This is a genomic window from Gulosibacter massiliensis (assembly GCF_900626105.1).
Taxonomy (GTDB): domain Bacteria; phylum Actinomycetota; class Actinomycetes; order Actinomycetales; family Microbacteriaceae; genus Gulosibacter; species Gulosibacter sediminis.
Genome location: NZ_UYZX01000001.1, coordinates 956,952 through 973,275 on the forward strand (window position 1 = coordinate 956,952; position 16,324 = coordinate 973,275).

A 16,324-nucleotide genomic window follows, 5' to 3' on the forward strand; every position below is an offset into this window, starting at 1 on the left:
ACTAGTGCACTCGGCACCGGGTGCCGGCCGCCTGACGTTCGACGCCTGCCTCGGCGCGGGCTTCGCCACGGTGCTCGATTCCTCCGTCATTGCCTTCGTCGCGCCGGTGGCGCCGGCATCATCAGCGCGCATGGCCGCCGCGAACTGGGGCGCCGCGATCTACCTGCGGCACGGCGCGACGGCGGTCGCGGCCGGCCCGGCGTCGCAGGTGCTCAGCATCTCCGGGTGGCCTCGCCCTCGCGCTGACCGCGTGCCTCGCGCGGCCACCCTGAAAGCAACGATCGCCCCACTGTCGCGGGCGCTGAGGTAGCGCCGAGACAGTGAGGCGATCGTGAGTGCGGTTGCCGCGGTGCCGAACTAGTCGACGATGACCGGCTGCGCGCCCTTACGGCTCGTCAGCACCTGGTCGATGAGGCCGTACTCGAGGGCCTCGTGCGCCGAAAGGATCTTGTCGCGCTCGATGTCGCTCGAGATCGACTCCTGGTTTTTGCCCGAGTGCTTCGAGAGCGCCTCTTCGAGCCACTTGCGCATGCGCAGCACCTCGTTGGCCTGAATCTCGATGTCGGAGGCCTGGCCCTGGCCCTGGCCGCTCACGGCGGGCTGGTGGATGAGCACGCGCGCGTTCGGCAGCGCAAGGCGCTTGCCCGGCTGACCGGCGGCGAGCAGCACGGCGGCAGCCGAGGCTGCCTGTCCGAGGCAGACGGTCTGCACCTCGGGGCGGATGTACTGCATGGTGTCGTAGATCGCCGTCATGGCCGTGAACGAGCCACCGGGCGAGTTGATGTACATCGTGATGTCGCGGTCAGGGTCCTGCGACTCGAGCACGAGCAGCTGGGCCATGACGTCATCGGCCGAGGCGTCGTCGATCTGCACGCCGAGGAACACGATGCGGTCCTCGAAGAGCTTCGCGTATGGGTCCTGGCGCTTGAAACCGTAGGCCGTGCGCTCCTCGAAGTTCGGCAGGATGTAGCGCGAGCTCGGCATGTTGTCGGCTGCGCCGGATGCGGGGTAATTGAACACTTTGGTAGTCCTTCTTCCTTCGCGCCTAGTTCTCGTCGCCCGGCTTCGAGGCTTCGCCCGGGTCGCTCGAGATGCGACGGTCGGTGCCGCCACCGCCGACGACCGAGGTGGCCGTCTCGGAGATGTGGTCGACGAAGCCGTACTCGAGGGCCTCTTCTGCGGTGAACCAGCGGTCGCGGTCACCGTCTTCGTTGATCTGCTCGACGGTCTTGCCCGTGCGCTTCGCCGTGATCTCGGCGAGGCGCTGCTTCATGTCGAGGATCAGCTGTGCCTGACGCTGGATGTCCGACGACGTGCCACCGAAGCCACCGAGCGGCTGGTGCAGCAGCACACGGGTGTTCGGGGTGATGTAGCGCTTACCCTCGGCACCCGCGGTCAGCAGCAGCTGACCCATCGACGCGGCCATACCCAGGCCGACCGTGACGACGTCATTCGGCACGAGCTGCATGGTGTCATAGATCGCCATGCCCGCGGTGACCGAGCCACCGGGCGAGTTGATGTAGAGGTAGATGTCGCGCTCCGGGTCTTCCGCCGAAAGCAGCAGCATCTTTGCGCAAATTTCGTTCGCGTTGTCGTCTCGAACGTCTTCGCCCAACCAGATGATGCGGTCCTTCAGGAGTCGGTCGAAGACACTATTCGGCATTTGCAGTTCAGCCACGGATGCTTCTCCTTCGTAGGTCTCCTGGAAAACCTAGCCGAGGGGACCTTGAGGATTCGCACCTGTTCGCCGTGGGCGTGGACGAGCATCCGTCGCCGGAAACGACGGCGCCGGGCCGGTCACAATGACCGACCCGGCGCACGCGCGGGAACTACTTGCTCTCGTCGCTTGCTTCGACGGTTTCGGCCTCGACCTCAGCGTCGGCTTCGGTCTCAGCTTCGGCCTGCTTCTCGCGGGCCTGCTTCACGACGGCGGTGTACTCCGAGATGTCGACCGCGTTGCCGGCGGTGTCAACGACCTCGGCGTCCTCGAGCACGTAGAGGATCGCCTTCGAGCGGGCAACCTCGCCGATGATCTGCGGCATCTGGTTGTTCTGCTGAAGCACCTCGACGTACTGCTGCGGGGCCATGCCGTACTGCGACGCCTGCTGGAACAGGAACTCGGTGAACTCGTTCTGCTCAACCTCGACCGACTCGGCCTTGATGATCTCGTCGAGAATCACCTGCTGCTGGAACGACTTCTGGGCCGACTCGCGCACCTCTTCGCCGTGCTTGTCGTCGGGCTGGAGACCCTCGGACTCGAGGTGGCGGGCCACCTCTTCCTCGATCATCTGCTCGGGAACAGGCACCTCCGTCGACTCGATGAGCGCGTCGATGGCCTTGGCGCGGGCCTGCTCGACCTGGGCGAAGGTCTTCTTCTTCGCGGCCTGCTCGCGCAGGTCGTCGCGCAGCTCGTCGACGGTGTCGAACTCGCTCGCAAGTTGAGCAAAGTCGTCGTCCACCTCGGGGAGCTCGCGCTCCTTGACGGAAGTCACGGTCACCGAGATCTCGGCGGTCTCGCCGGCGTGGTCGCCGCCGAGGAGGGTCGAGTTGAAGGTGGTGTCCTCACCGGCGGTGAGGGTGAGCAGCGCCTCGTCGGTGCCCTCGAGCAGCTCGCCCGAGCCAACCTCGTGCGACAGGCCGGTGGCCTCGTCGACGATCTCGTCGTCGATCTTCGCGACGAGGTCGATGATGGCGAAGTCGCCGTTCTCGATCGGGCGGTCAACGGTCTTCAGGGTGCCGAATCGCTCGCGCAGAGTGGTGAGCTCTGCCTCGACGTCCTCGTCGGTAACCTCAGCGGCGTCGACCTCGATCTTGAGGCCCTTGTACTCGCCGAGCTCAACCTCGGGGCGCACGTCGACCTCAACGGTGACGATGAGGTCGCCCGAGAAGTCCTTGAGGTCGGGGGTCTCGGTGACGTCGGCCTCGGGGCGGCCAAGCGGCAGCAGACCCGACTCGTTGAGCGCGCGCTGGTAGAAGGTGTCGAGACCATCGTTGATCGCCTGGTCGACGACGACCTCGCGGCCGACGCGCTGGTCGATGATCTGGTTCGGCACCTTGCCCTTGCGGAAGCCGGGAATCTGAACCTGGTTCGCGATGGCCCGGTATGCCCCGTCAAGGTAAGGCTTGAAGTCCTCCGGCGTCACGTTGATCGTGAGCTTGGCATGGGTCGGGTTGATCTTGTCGACCGTGGTCTTCACGTGCGAATTCTCCTGCGGATAGGTGGAGGCCGATCGAGCGGCCAGAGCATGGTGATGGCGCCGAACCCGAAGTCGAGTCACGTTGCGGCACACAAACAGCGTCTAATACTACGCGCCGCAAATGAAACTGCCCGAATTTCCCTTTCTGCCGGAAAAGACGGATGCGGTGGCCGCGCTCGAGCGCAACCACCGCATCCGCCTGGTCGAGGTCAGGATTACTCAGTCAAGCCGTTGACGTAGTCCTGATTCTCGCTGATCCACTCTTCGACGATCGGACCGTAGTCGTTGCCGTCGTACTCGTTAAACATCGCGTTCTCGAGCGAGTAGAGCGTCTCCGAGTCCATCTTGAAGTCGGTGATCCACTGCGTCACGTTCGGGTGGGTGTCCCCGAACTCCTGTGAGCTGAAGCTGTAGATCGACTCCGTCTCGCCGAGGGTGCCCTCCGGGTCCTCGAGATCCTTGATGTCGTACTCGTCGTAGGCCCAGTGCGGGCGCCACAGCGTGACGACGATGTTCTCGCCCGACGACATCGCCGAGTCGAGTTCGGCGAGCATCGCCGGCGTCGACGAGGTGATGTATTCCATGCCCTCGAGGCCGTAGGTCGGGATCACGTTGTCCTTCGTGGCTGCCGTGAGGCCCGCACCCGGCTCGATGCCGTAAATGGTGTTGCCGAACTCGTCAGCGTGGTCGGCGAGCTCGTCGATCGAATCGATCGGCGCATCCGCGTTCACCGCGAAGGTGAGCACGGCCTCGTCGTTCCACGCGCCGAGCTGCGTGATCTGGTCGCCGTATTCCTCGATGTACTGGGCGTGCGTGATCGGCAGCCAGGTGTCGAGCAGGAGGTCGTAGCGGCCCTGCGAGAGGCCGATGTACCCGGCGACGGCGTCGACGTACTCGAGGTTGACGGTGTAGCCCTTCTCCTCGAGGATCGCCTTCCACAGCTCGCTGACGGCCTCACCCTCGGGCCAACCGGTGAAGACACCAATGGTGACCTCGGCTTCGTCCCCGTTGTCGGGGCCGGAGCCCTCCGCGGGGCTCGGGATGAGGTTGGCGACGACCACCGCGACGATGACGGCGATGGCGACGATCTTGCCCCACAGACCGCTGAAGCGCGACTTGCCGATCGAGCCGGTGATGCGGTCGAGGATCATCGCGAGGATCACGACCGACATGCCGGCCTCGAAGCCGAGCGCCACATCCGCAGTACCGAGCGACGAGGTGACCTGCTGACCGAGGCCACCCGCGCCGACCATACCGGCGATGACGACCATCGACAGCGAGAGCATGATGACCTGGTTCACACCGGCCATGATCGACGGCATGGCGAGGGGCAGCTGCACCTGGCGCAGGATGCGACCAGGCGTCGCGCCGAACGCGTAGCCAGCCTCAACCATTTCCTTGTCGACGCCGCGAATACCGAGCTCGGTCATGCGCACACCCGGTGCGACCGCGAACAGCACGGTCGCGAAAATGCCGGGAACCGGGCCAACGCCGAAGAGGATCAGCGCCGGGATCAGGTAGACCATGGCGGGCATGGTCTGGAGGAAGTCGAGCACCGGTCGGATGACCGAGGAGGCTCTCGCGGACTTCGCGGCCCAAATACCGACCGGGATCGCGATGATCAGCGCCAGCACACTCGCGACGAGCACGAGCGACAGCGTCGACATCGCGTTGCCCCACTGGTCGACAAAGTAGATGAAGAACAGGCCGATGATCGACCCGACCGCGAGTTTCCAACCCTTCATCATGAAGGCGAAGGCCGCGATGAGGATGATCATCACCCAGAACGGGGGCCAGTTAAAGAACGTGTTGAGTGCGTCGTAGAAGAACTCAAGTACGACTCGGACGACGTCGAAGAAGCCGCCGAAGACCTGGACAATCCAGTCGACTGCGATTTCGATCCACGTGCCGAATGGTGCGCGCCAGAACGGTTCGCTCATCGGGTGGCCTCCTCTCCGGGCTCGGTGGTTGATGCTTCGGTGGCAATCGCCTCCGCGGCGGTCTCAGCGGTTGCTCCCTCGGGCACGACCGGCAGCTGCGGGTCGGTGAGGGCCGCACTCTGCGGCAGGTCGAGCGTGCCGGTGTTCGTCGTCATCGAGCTCAGCAGCGCAACGCGCGGCACAATGCCGAGGATGCGCTCGCGCTCGTCGACGACGGGCAGCGGCATCGAGGTGTCAACCGACGCCTCGAACAGGTCGCTCAGGATGTCGTCGGGCTTCACGCGCGGAATCTCGCGGTCGACGATGTCGGAGAGGTGCACATCCCCGCGGCGACGCGCGCGGCCGATCTGCGCCTCGGTGACGCCACCGACGAGCTTGTTGCGCTCGACGAGGAACACGCCCGACACCTGCATGTCGCGCATGACCTTCGCGACGCCGTTGACGCCGACGCTCAGCGGCACGACCGCGAGGGCCGGCTGCATCACCGCCGAGGCGGTGAGCACGCGCGAGCGGTCGACATCCTGCACGAACTGCTCGACGTAGTCGTTCGCCGGGCTTGTGAGGATCTCCTCGGGGGTACCTATCTGCACGATCTCACCCGCGCGCATCACGGCGATACGGTCGCCGAGGAACATGGCCTCGTTGAGGTCGTGGGTGATGAAGACGATGGTCTTGCCGAGCTGCTGCTGCAGGTCGACGAGCTCCTCCTGCATTTCGCGACGGATCAGCGGGTCGAGCGCGCTGAAGGCCTCGTCCATGAGCAGGATCTCGGTCTCTGCACACAGGGCGCGGGCGATGCCGACGCGCTGCTGCATACCGCCAGAGAGCTCGTTCGGGAACGAGTTAGCCCACTGGTCGAGGCCGACGGTCTCGAGCACCTTGCGGGCCTGTGCCTCGCGCTTGTCCTTCGGCACTTCCTGGACCTCGAGGCCGAAAGCGACGTTTTCGAGCACCGTGCGGTGCGGGAAGAGCGCGAAGTGCTGGAAGACCATCGAGATGTGCTCACGGCGGATCTTGCGGATCGTCGCCGGATTCGCCCCGACGATTTCCTGACCGCGCACCTTTACCGAGCCGGACGTCGTCGGATTGAGGCCGTTGAGCATCCGGATAAGCGTCGACTTTCCGGAACCCGACAGACCCATGACGACGAAGATCTCGCCCGGTTTCACATCAAAACTCGCGTCGATCACGGCTGCCGTTGAGGCAGGCGCGAGATCATCGCGAGTGGCGCCCTGCTTTAGGCGCTCTACAGCCTCCTTAGGCTGCTTGCCGAACACCTTGTACAGGTGCTCAACCGAGATGGCTGTGTCTGGCACGAACGCTCCTTTTGGGTTAGTCGTCGCCGCGCACGCAAATCGCACACGAGGGATGCTCCGTGGCATCCACTTGAATCAGTGCGGTGACTCACATCGCCGAGCAATGACATCGGGTCTCAAACTCGGCGGGTTTCACCGCAAATGGCGCGGGAGCGCAGTGCTCACCGCGGCGCAATTTAGGCGGCGGGGCGCCCGAATTACGGCTCAATAGCAAAGCAATACTACCGACTTGGGTGTTTCCGACAGGCGCCGGGAAGCGCGGATCGGCCGGTTTCGCGGCGATGTCGGGCGCCTCGAGGGGCGTCGAATCCTTGCGCTTTCAAGCAAGTCGCGCGTGCGGGGCTATCGTTATGAAGACGTTAAGTCTCCGTGCTGCCTGCCACCGATTCCGCGGTGTTGTGCTGCCAGTACGGTGGTCGCGTCACTTTGCTCGCCTCGGTGCCGCTGCCGCTGGGCGCATCCCGAGGATGCGTGCCCGAGGCCGCCGATCGCACGAACCGAAGGGAGCCACGCAGATGACGTCACCGAACACCGGCCAGGATCCCGAGCGGAAGCCCGAGAGTGCGTGGGCCGAGGTGAACCCGTTTACTTCGGTGCTGCACATTGGCCCGGCGAATCGAGACCACGAGGTGGCGATTCGCTGCACGATTACCGTGATCGTGCCGCTGTTGGTGTTGCTGCTGACCGACCGGCTCGACCTCGTCGTGTTCGTGTCGTTCGCCGCGTTTCCCGGCATCTATGGGCGCAATCTTGAGCACGGGCCGCGGCTGCGCATGCAGTTGCGGGCCGGCGTGCTGATGTTCGCGACGCTGATCGCCGCGACGATCATGGCGCGGCTGCTCGACGGGGTGCCGGGCGAGGCCTGGATTGCGGTGTTGTGCACCTCGGTCATGGCCGCGCTGAGCGCGCTCGTGGCGCAGTACTGGCAGCTGCGGCCCGGCGGTGCGATCTTCAACGTGTTCGCATTTGGCGCGGTGGTTGCCGTGCCGCAGCAGCCGATGCTGTGGGAGGCCGCGCTCGCGACGTTCGTGGTGATCGTCTGGGCCGTGTTGATGGGGGTGTCGTCGCGGTTGCTCGGACGGCGCTTCCGCCAGCCGATCGTCTGGCCACGGGAGGCGACGTTCGTTGGTCGGCCGCATGGTACGTATTTCACGGATGCTGGGCTCAACTTCGTCGCCGCGGGCGCGGCCGGGTGCGTCTCGCTGTCGTTGAGCCAGCCGTGGAACATCGGCCACACCTACTGGGCGCAGTTGGCGGCGGTCGTGCCGCTCGCCGGCCACACGACCAAACATGCGGTGAATCGCGGTTTTCACCGCATTATTGGCACGTTTCTTGGCTTGTTTGGCACCGCGCTGATTCTCTGGCTGGCACTGCCGGTGTGGGCACTGATTCTCGTGATCGCGCTGCTGCAAGGGCTGACCGAGCTGTTCGTGTTGCGCTCATACGTGCTCGGGCAGGTGTTCGTCACTCCCCTGGCGCTCGTTTCGATCGCGCTGGCGACGGTTGGGAGCGGTGGGTCGGTGCACGCGACTGGGCTCGTGTACGACCGGTTCATTGAGACGGTGATTGGCTCGCTGATCGGCGTTGTTGTCGTGTTGGTTCCGTGGGTTGTGCGACGGCGGAGGCGGTGTTAGTCGGCTGGTTTCCGCGCATGTCGGAGGGTCGTGCGAGAGTGAAGTTGAGTTAGGGATGGCTCGCGGCTGGTCGAGACGTCGAACATCCGCACCGACCGGATTAGAACATCTGTTCGCTTTCATTTCTGGGTGTATGCGTATATACTTGCGATAGCAGTTCCCCCATTGACGCACCTTCGAGGAGGTGACGCCCGATGACCGAGACGACACCCGCCGACGGCTCCTCCGAGCCGCCCCGCCGCGCGAAGCAACACCGACTCGACGGCACTACGCCCGAACCTGAGGCCGATGGCCTGAACGTTCTGTTCAGCGACATGACCGGCACGTTCGTTGGCGTGTTCAAGGCAGTGAAGGCCGGCGAGTTCGCGATGACCCTGATTCTTGCTCGGGCGTATGAGGGCGCGGAATTACGCACGAACTTGCAAACCGAAGAGCGCAGTTATGTCGCGAACTACGACGACCAACTGCGACTCAACCTTCGTTCCGTGCTCGCGAGCTTTGGTGTGCCAACGAACATGTCCGACATCGCACTCGTCAATCGTGCCTATGACGCGCACCGGTTGACGAGCGAGTTCGCCGATTGGCGCGAGCCCCTGCAGGCCGTCGACGTGACGATGCAACATGCCGGAGCGCTCCTGCGCCACGCAAACAAGGTCCCCGAAGACCGTCGCGCTGACTACTCGCAGCGCGTCCGCGAGTTCGCACGCACCGCCACGGTCGGACAAACCGACACGTTCGCGAAGAAGCTCGCCGCCGAACTCGGCGCGGCGGAGTTCGAGGAGACCTGCGAGCGTGAATACGCCGAACGCCGCGTGACAATCGAGGACCTCGACTTCGGCATGACGGTGCTCACCGCGACCGTCCGAACCGGTGAGGCGCACGCACTCTACGACCTACTCACGAAACAGGCGATCGTGCTGCGAGACGAGCACCGCGAGGATGCGCAGGCGTACCGCCAGCGCATGCGCGAGGCCGCCAAGGCGAGCACCGCCCTGTCGCCGACCGACGCCGAGTTCGTCGAGGATCCCCGGACGCTCGACCAGATACGGGCCGACCTGTTCATCGAGACGATCCTCACTGCGACGCCGCAGAGCATCCTCGAGTCCCACACCGAGGGCGCGGCCCGCATTACCGCCAACGTGAGCATCCTCATCCCGGTCATGTCGCTGCGCAACCCCGACGCACCGCGCGATGTCGCCACCATCAACGGCATGAACCCGATGAGCATGGCGGAGGCCCGCGAATTCGCGGGCACGGCATCCTGCTTCCATCGGCTCCTCACCGACCCGATCACCGGGCACGCACTCACCGTCGACACACGAAAACCGACCGCCGAGATGCGAAGGTTCCTGCAAGCTCGCGACCAAACGTGCATCTTCCCGGGCTGCCGCAGATCAGCGACTCAAAGCGAACTAGATCACACGCACCCATGGGCCGCCGGAGGAAATACCAGCGTCGGCAACATGGCACACCTCTGCGTGCGCCACCACACGCTGAAACATCAGAAGCCGTGGAGATGCCGGCACAAGGGCAATGGCGACATGGAATGGATCCCGCCGTTCGGCGACCCCATTACCGTCCAACCGGCGCGCGTCGGCCCGGTCTTCGAGCCGGTCGAAGACCCGGCGCCCTTCTGACGGAGAAGGACTCTGCCCGAATAACGGCTCCAGCGAAAATGGTCGGGATGACAGGATTTGAACCTGCGACATCCTGCTCCCAAAGCAGGCGCGCTACCAAGCTGCGCCACATCCCGATGTGTTTCCACACGTGTGATCCCCGAAGAGATCAGCCTCACGAAGTTACCACGCCCCAAGAGTGTTCACCAACGCGCTCGGTAGCCTGAAGTGGTGAGTAACGACGGCACCTGGGACTGGCTTCGCGCGCCCGTTGAGGTCGCCGCGCGCCGATTGCTCGGCTGCAACGTCGTCCGCCAGCTCGACGGGAGCATCCTTCGAGCGCGCATCGTCGAGGTGGAGGCCTACGACGAGGAAGATCCCGCCAGCCACACTCACCGCGGCCCCACCGCTCGCAACGCCGCGATGTTCCTCGCGGCCGGCCACGCGTACGTTTACCTCAGCTACGGCATCCACCACTGCCTCAACGTCGTCGCAGGCGAGGCCGGGCACGGCGCCGGCCTCCTCATCCGCGCCGTCGAACCGCTCGAGGGCGAAGACGTGATGCTCGCGCGCCGAGGCACGCCGCGCCGCCAACTCACGAACGGACCCGGCAAGGTCTGCGCCGCCCTCGGCATCGACCTCTCGCTGACGGGCCACGACCTCGCCTTGCCGCCGCTGCAGCTTGAGCGCGAGCCCGAGCGCCCAGCCAGCGACATCGTCGTCACCACGCGCATCGGCATCAGCAAGGCGGCGGAGACACCCCGTCGCTTCTATCTCGCCGGATATCCGGATGTTTCGCGCAAATGACACATTCGTGAGCATCGCCTCGCCCCTTGGTTACGATCGACGCACGCCTATCAGGAGCACGCATGACCACTGCGAACACCACCCGCACTACCGAACAGCTCGTCCGTGAGCGCTACCGCGCCGACCTCGATTCGCCCGTCGCCGACGGCACTGAGACGATCGATCTGCAGCTCGCCCACCGGTCGGTGCGCGAGTTCCTCCCCGGCGAGATCTCGGATGCGCAGCTGCGTCTCATCGTCGCCGCGGCACAGTCGGGCTCGGTGTCGTCGAACCTGCAGACGTGGAGCATCATCGCGATCCGCGACGAGGCCCGCAAACGTCGGGTGTCCGAGGCCATCGGAGGGCGCTCGTACGTCGAGCACGCCGCCGTGTTCCTCGTGTGGGTCGCGGACTACCACCGCGCAGTGCAGATCGCGCAGCAGCGTGGCTCCGAGGTCGAGACCGTGAAGTACCTCGAGAACACGCTCGTCTCGTTCGTCGACGCCGGCATCAGCGGGCAGAACGCGTTACTCGCCGCCGAGTCGCTCGGCCTCGGCGGGGTGTTCGTCGGGTCGATCCGCAACAACCCGCCCGGCGTGGTCGAGGAGCTCGGGCTGCCCGAGCACGTGTTCCCGATTGTCGGACTCGCGATCGGCGTGCCCGACTCCGACGAGGCGGCAAGCACGAAGCCCCGCCTCCCCCAGTCGGCCGTGCTGCACGAAGAGACGTATGACGCGGATGCCTGGTCGGATGCGTCGGCCGAGTACGAGACGCGTCTCGCTGACTACTACGCGAACTACGACAAGCCCGACTACAGCTGGGCCCGCACGCTCGAGCGCCGCATCGGCAACGTGAAGGGCCTCTACGGCCGCGAGCGGATGCGCGACTGGCTCGGCGAGCAGGGCCTCACGTCGCAGTAGCGGCGACGCCATTAGTGAGGGGATGACGGGAATCGAACCCGCGTGACCAGTTTGGAAGACTGGGGCTCTACCATTGAGCTACATCCCCGCGTCGTGCAATACGACTTCGCAAGTCTAGCGGAAAACTGCTGAATCCCGCGCGCCGCATACCTTGCGTCAGCTTTCGGCTACTCGTTGTCGTCCTGAAGGTGTCCTTTGTGGATAAGCCGGCGACCCGTGATCCACGTTCGCCTAGTCTGCGAAGAGGACGGGACTTCAAGGAGCGGCTATGGACTCGGGCAATGGCACCCACGCACCGCGGTTTCCGGAAAGCCCGCAGGATCTTCGGTCGACGACGACGTGCCCCTATTGCTTCACGCCGACGCACGGCGCCCCGCAGTGCGTGAGCTGCGGCATCGACCTCACGAACCCGCGGCTCGCCGAGGTGTTCAAGCTCTCGACGCAGAGTGCCGAGCTGATAACGCGGCGGGGGCGCCTGCTCGCCGAGATTCGGGCGGAGCAGGACGCGCAGTTCGTGGCGGCAGCGCCCGTCGAGGAACCTGTCGAAGCACCTGCCGCGGCCCCAGTGAACGAGATGCCGCCTCTGCCCGCGCTGCCCCAGCAGGCGCAGGAGCAGCACCCACACGGCTCCATCGCCGGCGCCTGGCTCAACCAACCGGCACCGCCGCTGCCGGAACAGCCTCAAGCAGCGCCTTCTGCGCCAAAGCGCTCCGGCGTGCAGCTCGCCATGCTCATCACGGGCATCGGGTTCCTCGCCGTCGCCGCGCTCGTCTTCGTGACGGTGGCGTTCGTGCTGTTCGACCTCGTGGTGCGCGCGGCGATCACGGTCGCGATCACGGCGGGCGTCATCGGCCTCGCCAGTTGGCTGCGGCGCCGCAAGCTCGGCGCGACGGCGGAGGGCGTCGCGGTGCTCGGCGCCGTGCTGCTCGCGCTCGACGCGTGGGCGATACCGGCGCTGAAACTCTTCGGGCTCGACCAAGCCGACCCGGCCCTCTACTGGGGCGTGGCGCTGCTCGTACTCACAGCTATCTTCGGCGCCTGGTGGCGCTGGTCGAAGCTCGCGACGCCCAAGCTACTCGCCTCGATCTCGCTGCTTCCGGCCATCACGCTGCTCATGGCTTGGCTCGCGCAGTTCCCGCTCGCCGACCACCTCGGCTGGGCCCTCGGCCTGGCCACGGCAAGCGTCGCGAGCGTGGGCGCGGCCCGCGCGTGGCAGCGCACGGCAGAATCGCGCAACGACACCGACCTGCTCCCAGTGGGCATCTCGCTCACGTTCGGCGTCGCCTCCCAGCTCACGGTGCCGACGGTGCTCGGCGTCGCGCCCGAGCCAGATGCGGGCATCCTCGTCGCGATCCTCGCGCTCGCGATCGCTGCGGTCGCGGCCGTGCTCATGGTGCTCTGGGCGACCCGCGAGCCGCAGGCGCGCAAGTTCGCCTCCTTCGCCGACCTCGCGGCAGCCTTCGCCGCGGTGCTGCTGCTCGGCATCGGCATTCGCACCGGGGCCGCGATCGTGCGTGCCCTGCCCGAGTATCCGAGCGGCATCGGCGACGGCCCGGTCGTCGTGGGCTTCGGCTTCGCGCTCCCCTTCCTGTTCGCGGGCGTGCTCGCGTGGCGCGTGATCGCGAGCAAGCAGCCGGCGCTGCGTCGCAGCGCCGCGTTCGGCTCATACAGCGCGGCCGCCCTCGCCGTCATTCCCCTCCTCGTCATCCTCCTCCAGCTCGCGCACGCCGGCATCGTCTTCACCGACCGGGGTGCGGATGCGCCGGCCCACCTCGCACTCCTGCTCGCGAGCCTCCTCGGCCTGATCGTGAGCGCCGTGCCGCTGTTCGGGCGCGGCGACGCGCACCTCGGCAAGGGCTTCCCGAATCTCCTGCCGATAGCCGCCCCTGTTGCCGGCACCCTCGCTACGGTGACCGCCGCGGCGCTCCCCGGCGCAGCTCTCGGCGCCGGCCTCAGCGTCATCACCACGGCGGCCTGCGCCGGACTCGTCGCGACCCGCTTTATGTCGCCCGAGCGCACCGTCACGCTGCGGTTCGCCTCAATCGCCGCGCTCGCCTCGTCGCTCGTGCTCATCACGCTGTTCATCGGCGTCGGAGAGTTGCTGCCGACGGTGCTGCTCGCGAGCGTCGCGGGCATCCTGCTCGTCGCGCGCACGCTACGCCCCGCAACCCCGGGCCTCGCGCTCACCATCTTCGCGATCATCCTGGCCGGGATCTCCTGGTGCAGCGTCATCGCGGGGATCGCGCTCGAGCTCGAAGTCGTGGCGAGCGCTGGGTTCATGGTGCGCATGGTCACGGGTGTGGTGATCATCGCGATGCTGCTCGTGGTCGGCGCCGCAGGGGCTCGACTTGAGCTGCCCCGGGGTGAATCGCACTTGGTCGCCATCGTCGGCTTCGTGATCGCGTACACCAGCATGCTGCTGTTCACCTTCGACACCAGCGACATCACCAGCGACAGCGACTGGATGTTCTGGTGCCTGGGTGCGCTATTCCTGCTCGTCGTGGCGAGCCTCGTCGTGGCAATCCTCTGGGATGCCCGAGGCAGTTCTCCGCAGCCGACGCCGCGCTTCCAGGGCACGATCGCACTCACCTCGCTGTGGATGCTCGTCGGCACCGCCATGTTCGCGTTCGGTCGGCCGCTCACCGACGAGTTCCGCTTCGGCTGGGGCTACGCGCTGATAGGCGTCATCGTCTTCGGTCTCACCCTGCTCATCCGGCGGGCTAACAACGGTCATGTCAACACTGTGCCGGCCGAGGCCTTTGGGCTCGTTGGCGTTCTCGGCGCGTTCGGCGCAGCCTTCATTCGTGCCGACCCGGACCGGCTCTGGCCCTGGTTCGTGTTCGCGATCGCCTGCGCGACGCCGCTGCTCGCCCGAGTTCGCCCCGACGCGGTTCACCCCGGATGGTCGCGCGCTGCGACCTGGATCAGCGCGAGCAGCCTCGCCGTGATTGGCCCGATCTTCGTAGCTAGGGCGGTGCCGGATGCGCTGGCCGTCGTGATTGCCGCGCCGACCCTGCTCGCGCTCGCGATCGTCGCCACCGTCGCCGTGGTGCGCGCGTCGCGCTACTCGGCCGCTCCCGCGCAGGCGACGATTGCGCTGTCGCTCGGGCTCTCGCTCGCGACCGCCACCCTGCTCGCCGACTGGCAGACCTCGCCCACGGCCTGGTTCGCGTTCGCGCTCGGTGCCGCCGCCATCGTTGCGGCCATCCAGCTGCCCGCCCGCGGCGTGTGGGAGTGGGCCCGGCTCGGGCTCGCGGCGCCCGGCGGACTCGGTGCCGCCCTCGGGATGGCCGCGCTCGGCTTCCAACCGCTCGACGCCATCGAGCGCACCGGCAGCATTCCGGGCGTGCTCGCCTCGACCCTCTTTGTCGCCCTCGGGCTGCTCGTGCCGCTCGTCTCGCTCGCGCCCATCAGCCGCGTGCTCGGCAGCTCCCCCGGCATCGACCCCGAGCTTCGCCGCAATCTGCTGCTTGGCGTTTGGGCCGCGGTGCTGCTCACGACGACGATCGCGCCCATCGGCATCGCGGCCGCGAACGCGCGCTGGGTCGACCTCGTCGGCACGCTCGTCGGTGTGGCCGCGGCAGTCGCCGTGCTCACCGCGATGTTCCGGCGCACCAACCTGCTCGTCTGGGTCGTTGTCGCGCTCATCGCGGGCGGCGCGCACGCGTTCTTCATCGCCACCGAACCCGTCGGCGTCTCGAGCGAGCTGCCGCTCGTCGTCGCCTCGCTCATCGGCCTCGGCGCGCTCGCGACTCTGAAGAGCGCCAGGCCGCTGCTGCCACTCGCCGCCTGGCTCGTGCTCACGACGCTGCCGCTCGCCGGCACCGGGCTCGGCCTGTGGTGGACCGTGATCGCCGCGGGCGTGCCCGCAGTCGCCGTCGCGATCCTCGCCGTGGTGCGGTGCCGCCGCGACCGCGACGCGACGCCGACGCTCGACCTGCTCACCCTGCTGCTGCCGCTGTTCGCGACCGGCCTCACGCTCGACACCGACGTCATCAAGCTCGGCCTGCTGCTCAGCGCGGTCTCGGGCCTGGTGGCGGCATTCGGCATCACGCTGCCCCGGCCCCGCACGAGCTGGGGTCCGGTCGCCCGGGCGGGCACGGCCGTCGCGACCATCGCGGCGGTGCTCTGGCTCTGGGAGGGCAGCGACGAACTCGCGATCGGCGTGCCGGTCGGCGTCATCCTCGCCGCCTTCGTCGCTGGGCTCTGGCTGCTGCTACGCCTCGCCGAGCGTGCGAGCAGCGATGCGGAACGGGCCGGCTACGCCGTGGCGGTGCCCGTGGCCTTCACGATCGCCGCGGTGCCGGCGCTGCTCGAGCATCCGGTCGCAGCCGGCGTCGCGGCCGTAGTCGGCGCGGCTGTCGCAGCCACGCTCGCCAGCGTCTCGTTCTTCGCCCGCCGCCTCGACCTCCGGCTCGGCGGCGTCGGCTTCGGCGTGGTGAGCGTCTGGTTCGCGGCGATCACGGTCACTCAGGGCGTCACGGCGAGCGACGCCTGGGTGCTGCAGCCACTCTGCCTCGCCGCCGCCACCGTCGGCGCCGTCGCCCTGCGCGCGTTCCCGAAGCTGCGCAGCTGGGCGGCGCTCGGTGCGCCGATCATCGCGTCGCTCGCCATCGCGCTCGCGGCCGAGCTGCAGCAGCCGACCTGGTGGCGCATCGGGCTCGCGACGGTGCTCATCGTCGCTGCGATCCTCATCGGCGCCCTGCTGCGCCTCCAGGCGCCGCTGCTGCTCGGCATCGTCGCGGCGGTGCTCCACATCGTCGTGATGTGGCAGGTGTTCCTGCCGCCGATCGCGGTGCCATGGTGGGCGTGGCTCGCGGCCGCGGGCGTCATACTCGTGTTCGTCGCAGCGACCTACGAAAAGCGGATGCGCGACGCCCGCAAGCTCGCGGCGAGTATCGGCAGCCTGCGCTAG

At 66.9% G+C, this 16,324-nt stretch carries 11 protein-coding genes and 2 tRNA genes; 6 read left to right on the plus strand and 7 right to left on the minus strand.

What is annotated here, in order from left to right:
- The first annotated feature begins 4 nt into the window (after positions 1-4).
- The gene (locus EJL01_RS04650; RefSeq protein ID WP_125106462.1) at positions 5-310 is read left to right on the plus strand and encodes a hypothetical protein; all 306 of its coding nucleotides are present in this window, start codon (positions 5-7) and stop codon (positions 308-310) included.
- 47 nt (positions 311-357) lie between these two features.
- Here the strand turns inward: EJL01_RS04650 and EJL01_RS04655 are convergent, their stop codons facing one another.
- From EJL01_RS04655 to EJL01_RS04675, 5 genes are all read right to left on the minus strand, one after another.
- Positions 358-984 (minus strand): ATP-dependent Clp protease proteolytic subunit, encoded by a 627-nt coding sequence (locus EJL01_RS04655; protein ID WP_125107406.1) that lies wholly within the window; start codon positions 982-984, stop codon positions 358-360.
- A 61-nt stretch (positions 985-1,045) separates the two neighbouring features.
- Complete coding sequence (locus EJL01_RS04660) at positions 1,046-1,663, minus strand: ATP-dependent Clp protease proteolytic subunit (RefSeq protein ID WP_125107407.1); 618 nt, start codon at positions 1,661-1,663, stop codon at positions 1,046-1,048.
- A gap of 166 nt (positions 1,664-1,829) precedes the next feature.
- Positions 1,830-3,197 carry a trigger factor gene (gene tig, locus EJL01_RS04665; RefSeq protein ID WP_125106463.1) on the minus strand — a complete coding sequence of 456 codons (1,368 nt, stop codon included), beginning with the start codon at positions 3,195-3,197 and terminating at the stop codon, positions 1,830-1,832.
- Between the two features lie 215 nt (positions 3,198-3,412).
- Positions 3,413-5,137, minus strand: a complete 1,725-nt coding sequence (locus EJL01_RS04670; RefSeq protein ID WP_125106464.1) for an ABC transporter permease/substrate binding protein — start codon at positions 5,135-5,137, stop codon at positions 3,413-3,415.
- The gene (locus EJL01_RS04675; RefSeq protein ID WP_125106465.1) at positions 5,134-6,453 is read right to left on the minus strand and encodes a quaternary amine ABC transporter ATP-binding protein; all 1,320 of its coding nucleotides are present in this window, start codon (positions 6,451-6,453) and stop codon (positions 5,134-5,136) included. The genes EJL01_RS04670 and EJL01_RS04675 overlap by 4 nt, the downstream gene beginning before the upstream one ends.
- A gap of 515 nt (positions 6,454-6,968) precedes the next feature.
- Here EJL01_RS04675 and EJL01_RS04680 point away from each other — a divergent pair.
- A complete protein-coding gene (locus EJL01_RS04680) occupies positions 6,969-8,087 on the plus strand; it encodes an FUSC family protein (protein ID WP_125106466.1) in 1,119 nt (372 codons plus the stop codon).
- A 194-nt stretch (positions 8,088-8,281) separates the two neighbouring features.
- Positions 8,282-9,724, plus strand: a complete 1,443-nt coding sequence (locus EJL01_RS04685; RefSeq protein WP_125106467.1) for an HNH endonuclease signature motif containing protein — start codon at positions 8,282-8,284, stop codon at positions 9,722-9,724.
- A 39-nt stretch (positions 9,725-9,763) separates the two neighbouring features.
- Here the strand turns inward: EJL01_RS04685 and EJL01_RS04690 are convergent.
- Positions 9,764-9,840: transfer RNA gene (locus tag EJL01_RS04690), tRNA-Pro, on the minus strand.
- Between the two features lie 94 nt (positions 9,841-9,934).
- Between EJL01_RS04690 and EJL01_RS04695 the strand changes: the two genes are divergently transcribed.
- Both EJL01_RS04695 and EJL01_RS04700 read left to right on the plus strand, forming a co-directional pair.
- The gene (locus EJL01_RS04695) at positions 9,935-10,510 is read left to right on the plus strand and encodes a DNA-3-methyladenine glycosylase (protein WP_241209104.1); all 576 of its coding nucleotides are present in this window, start codon (positions 9,935-9,937) and stop codon (positions 10,508-10,510) included.
- Between the two features lie 62 nt (positions 10,511-10,572).
- Positions 10,573-11,409 (plus strand): NADPH-dependent oxidoreductase, encoded by an 837-nt coding sequence (locus EJL01_RS04700; protein WP_125106469.1) that lies wholly within the window; start codon positions 10,573-10,575, stop codon positions 11,407-11,409.
- Positions 11,410-11,426: 17 nt separating this feature from the next.
- Here the strand turns inward: EJL01_RS04700 and EJL01_RS04705 are convergent.
- Positions 11,427-11,497 (minus strand) — tRNA-Gly (locus EJL01_RS04705).
- A 180-nt stretch (positions 11,498-11,677) separates the two neighbouring features.
- Between EJL01_RS04705 and EJL01_RS04710 the strand changes: the two genes are divergently transcribed.
- Positions 11,678-16,324, plus strand: coding sequence for an SCO7613 C-terminal domain-containing membrane protein (locus EJL01_RS04710; protein WP_125106470.1), 4,647 nt, complete (start codon positions 11,678-11,680; stop codon positions 16,322-16,324).

Bases quoted from the DNA above. Each gene is read 5' to 3' on its own strand.
- EJL01_RS04655 (WP_125107406.1), bottom strand. From the start codon at position 984: ATGCCGAGCTCGCGCTACATCCTGCCGAACTTCGAGGAGCGCACGGCC.
- EJL01_RS04660 (WP_125107407.1), bottom strand. From the start codon at position 1,663: ATGCCGAATAGTGTCTTCGACCGACTCCTGAAGGACCGCATCATCTGG.
- EJL01_RS04670 (WP_125106464.1), bottom strand. From the start codon at position 5,137: ATGAGCGAACCGTTCTGGCGCGCACCATTCGGCACGTGGATCGAAATC.
- EJL01_RS04680 (WP_125106466.1), top strand. From the start codon at position 6,969: ATGACGTCACCGAACACCGGCCAGGATCCCGAGCGGAAGCCCGAGAGT.
- EJL01_RS04685 (WP_125106467.1), top strand. From the start codon at position 8,282: ATGACCGAGACGACACCCGCCGACGGCTCCTCCGAGCCGCCCCGCCGC.
- EJL01_RS04700 (WP_125106469.1), top strand. From the start codon at position 10,573: ATGACCACTGCGAACACCACCCGCACTACCGAACAGCTCGTCCGTGAG.
- EJL01_RS04710 (WP_125106470.1), top strand. From the start codon at position 11,678: ATGGACTCGGGCAATGGCACCCACGCACCGCGGTTTCCGGAAAGCCCG.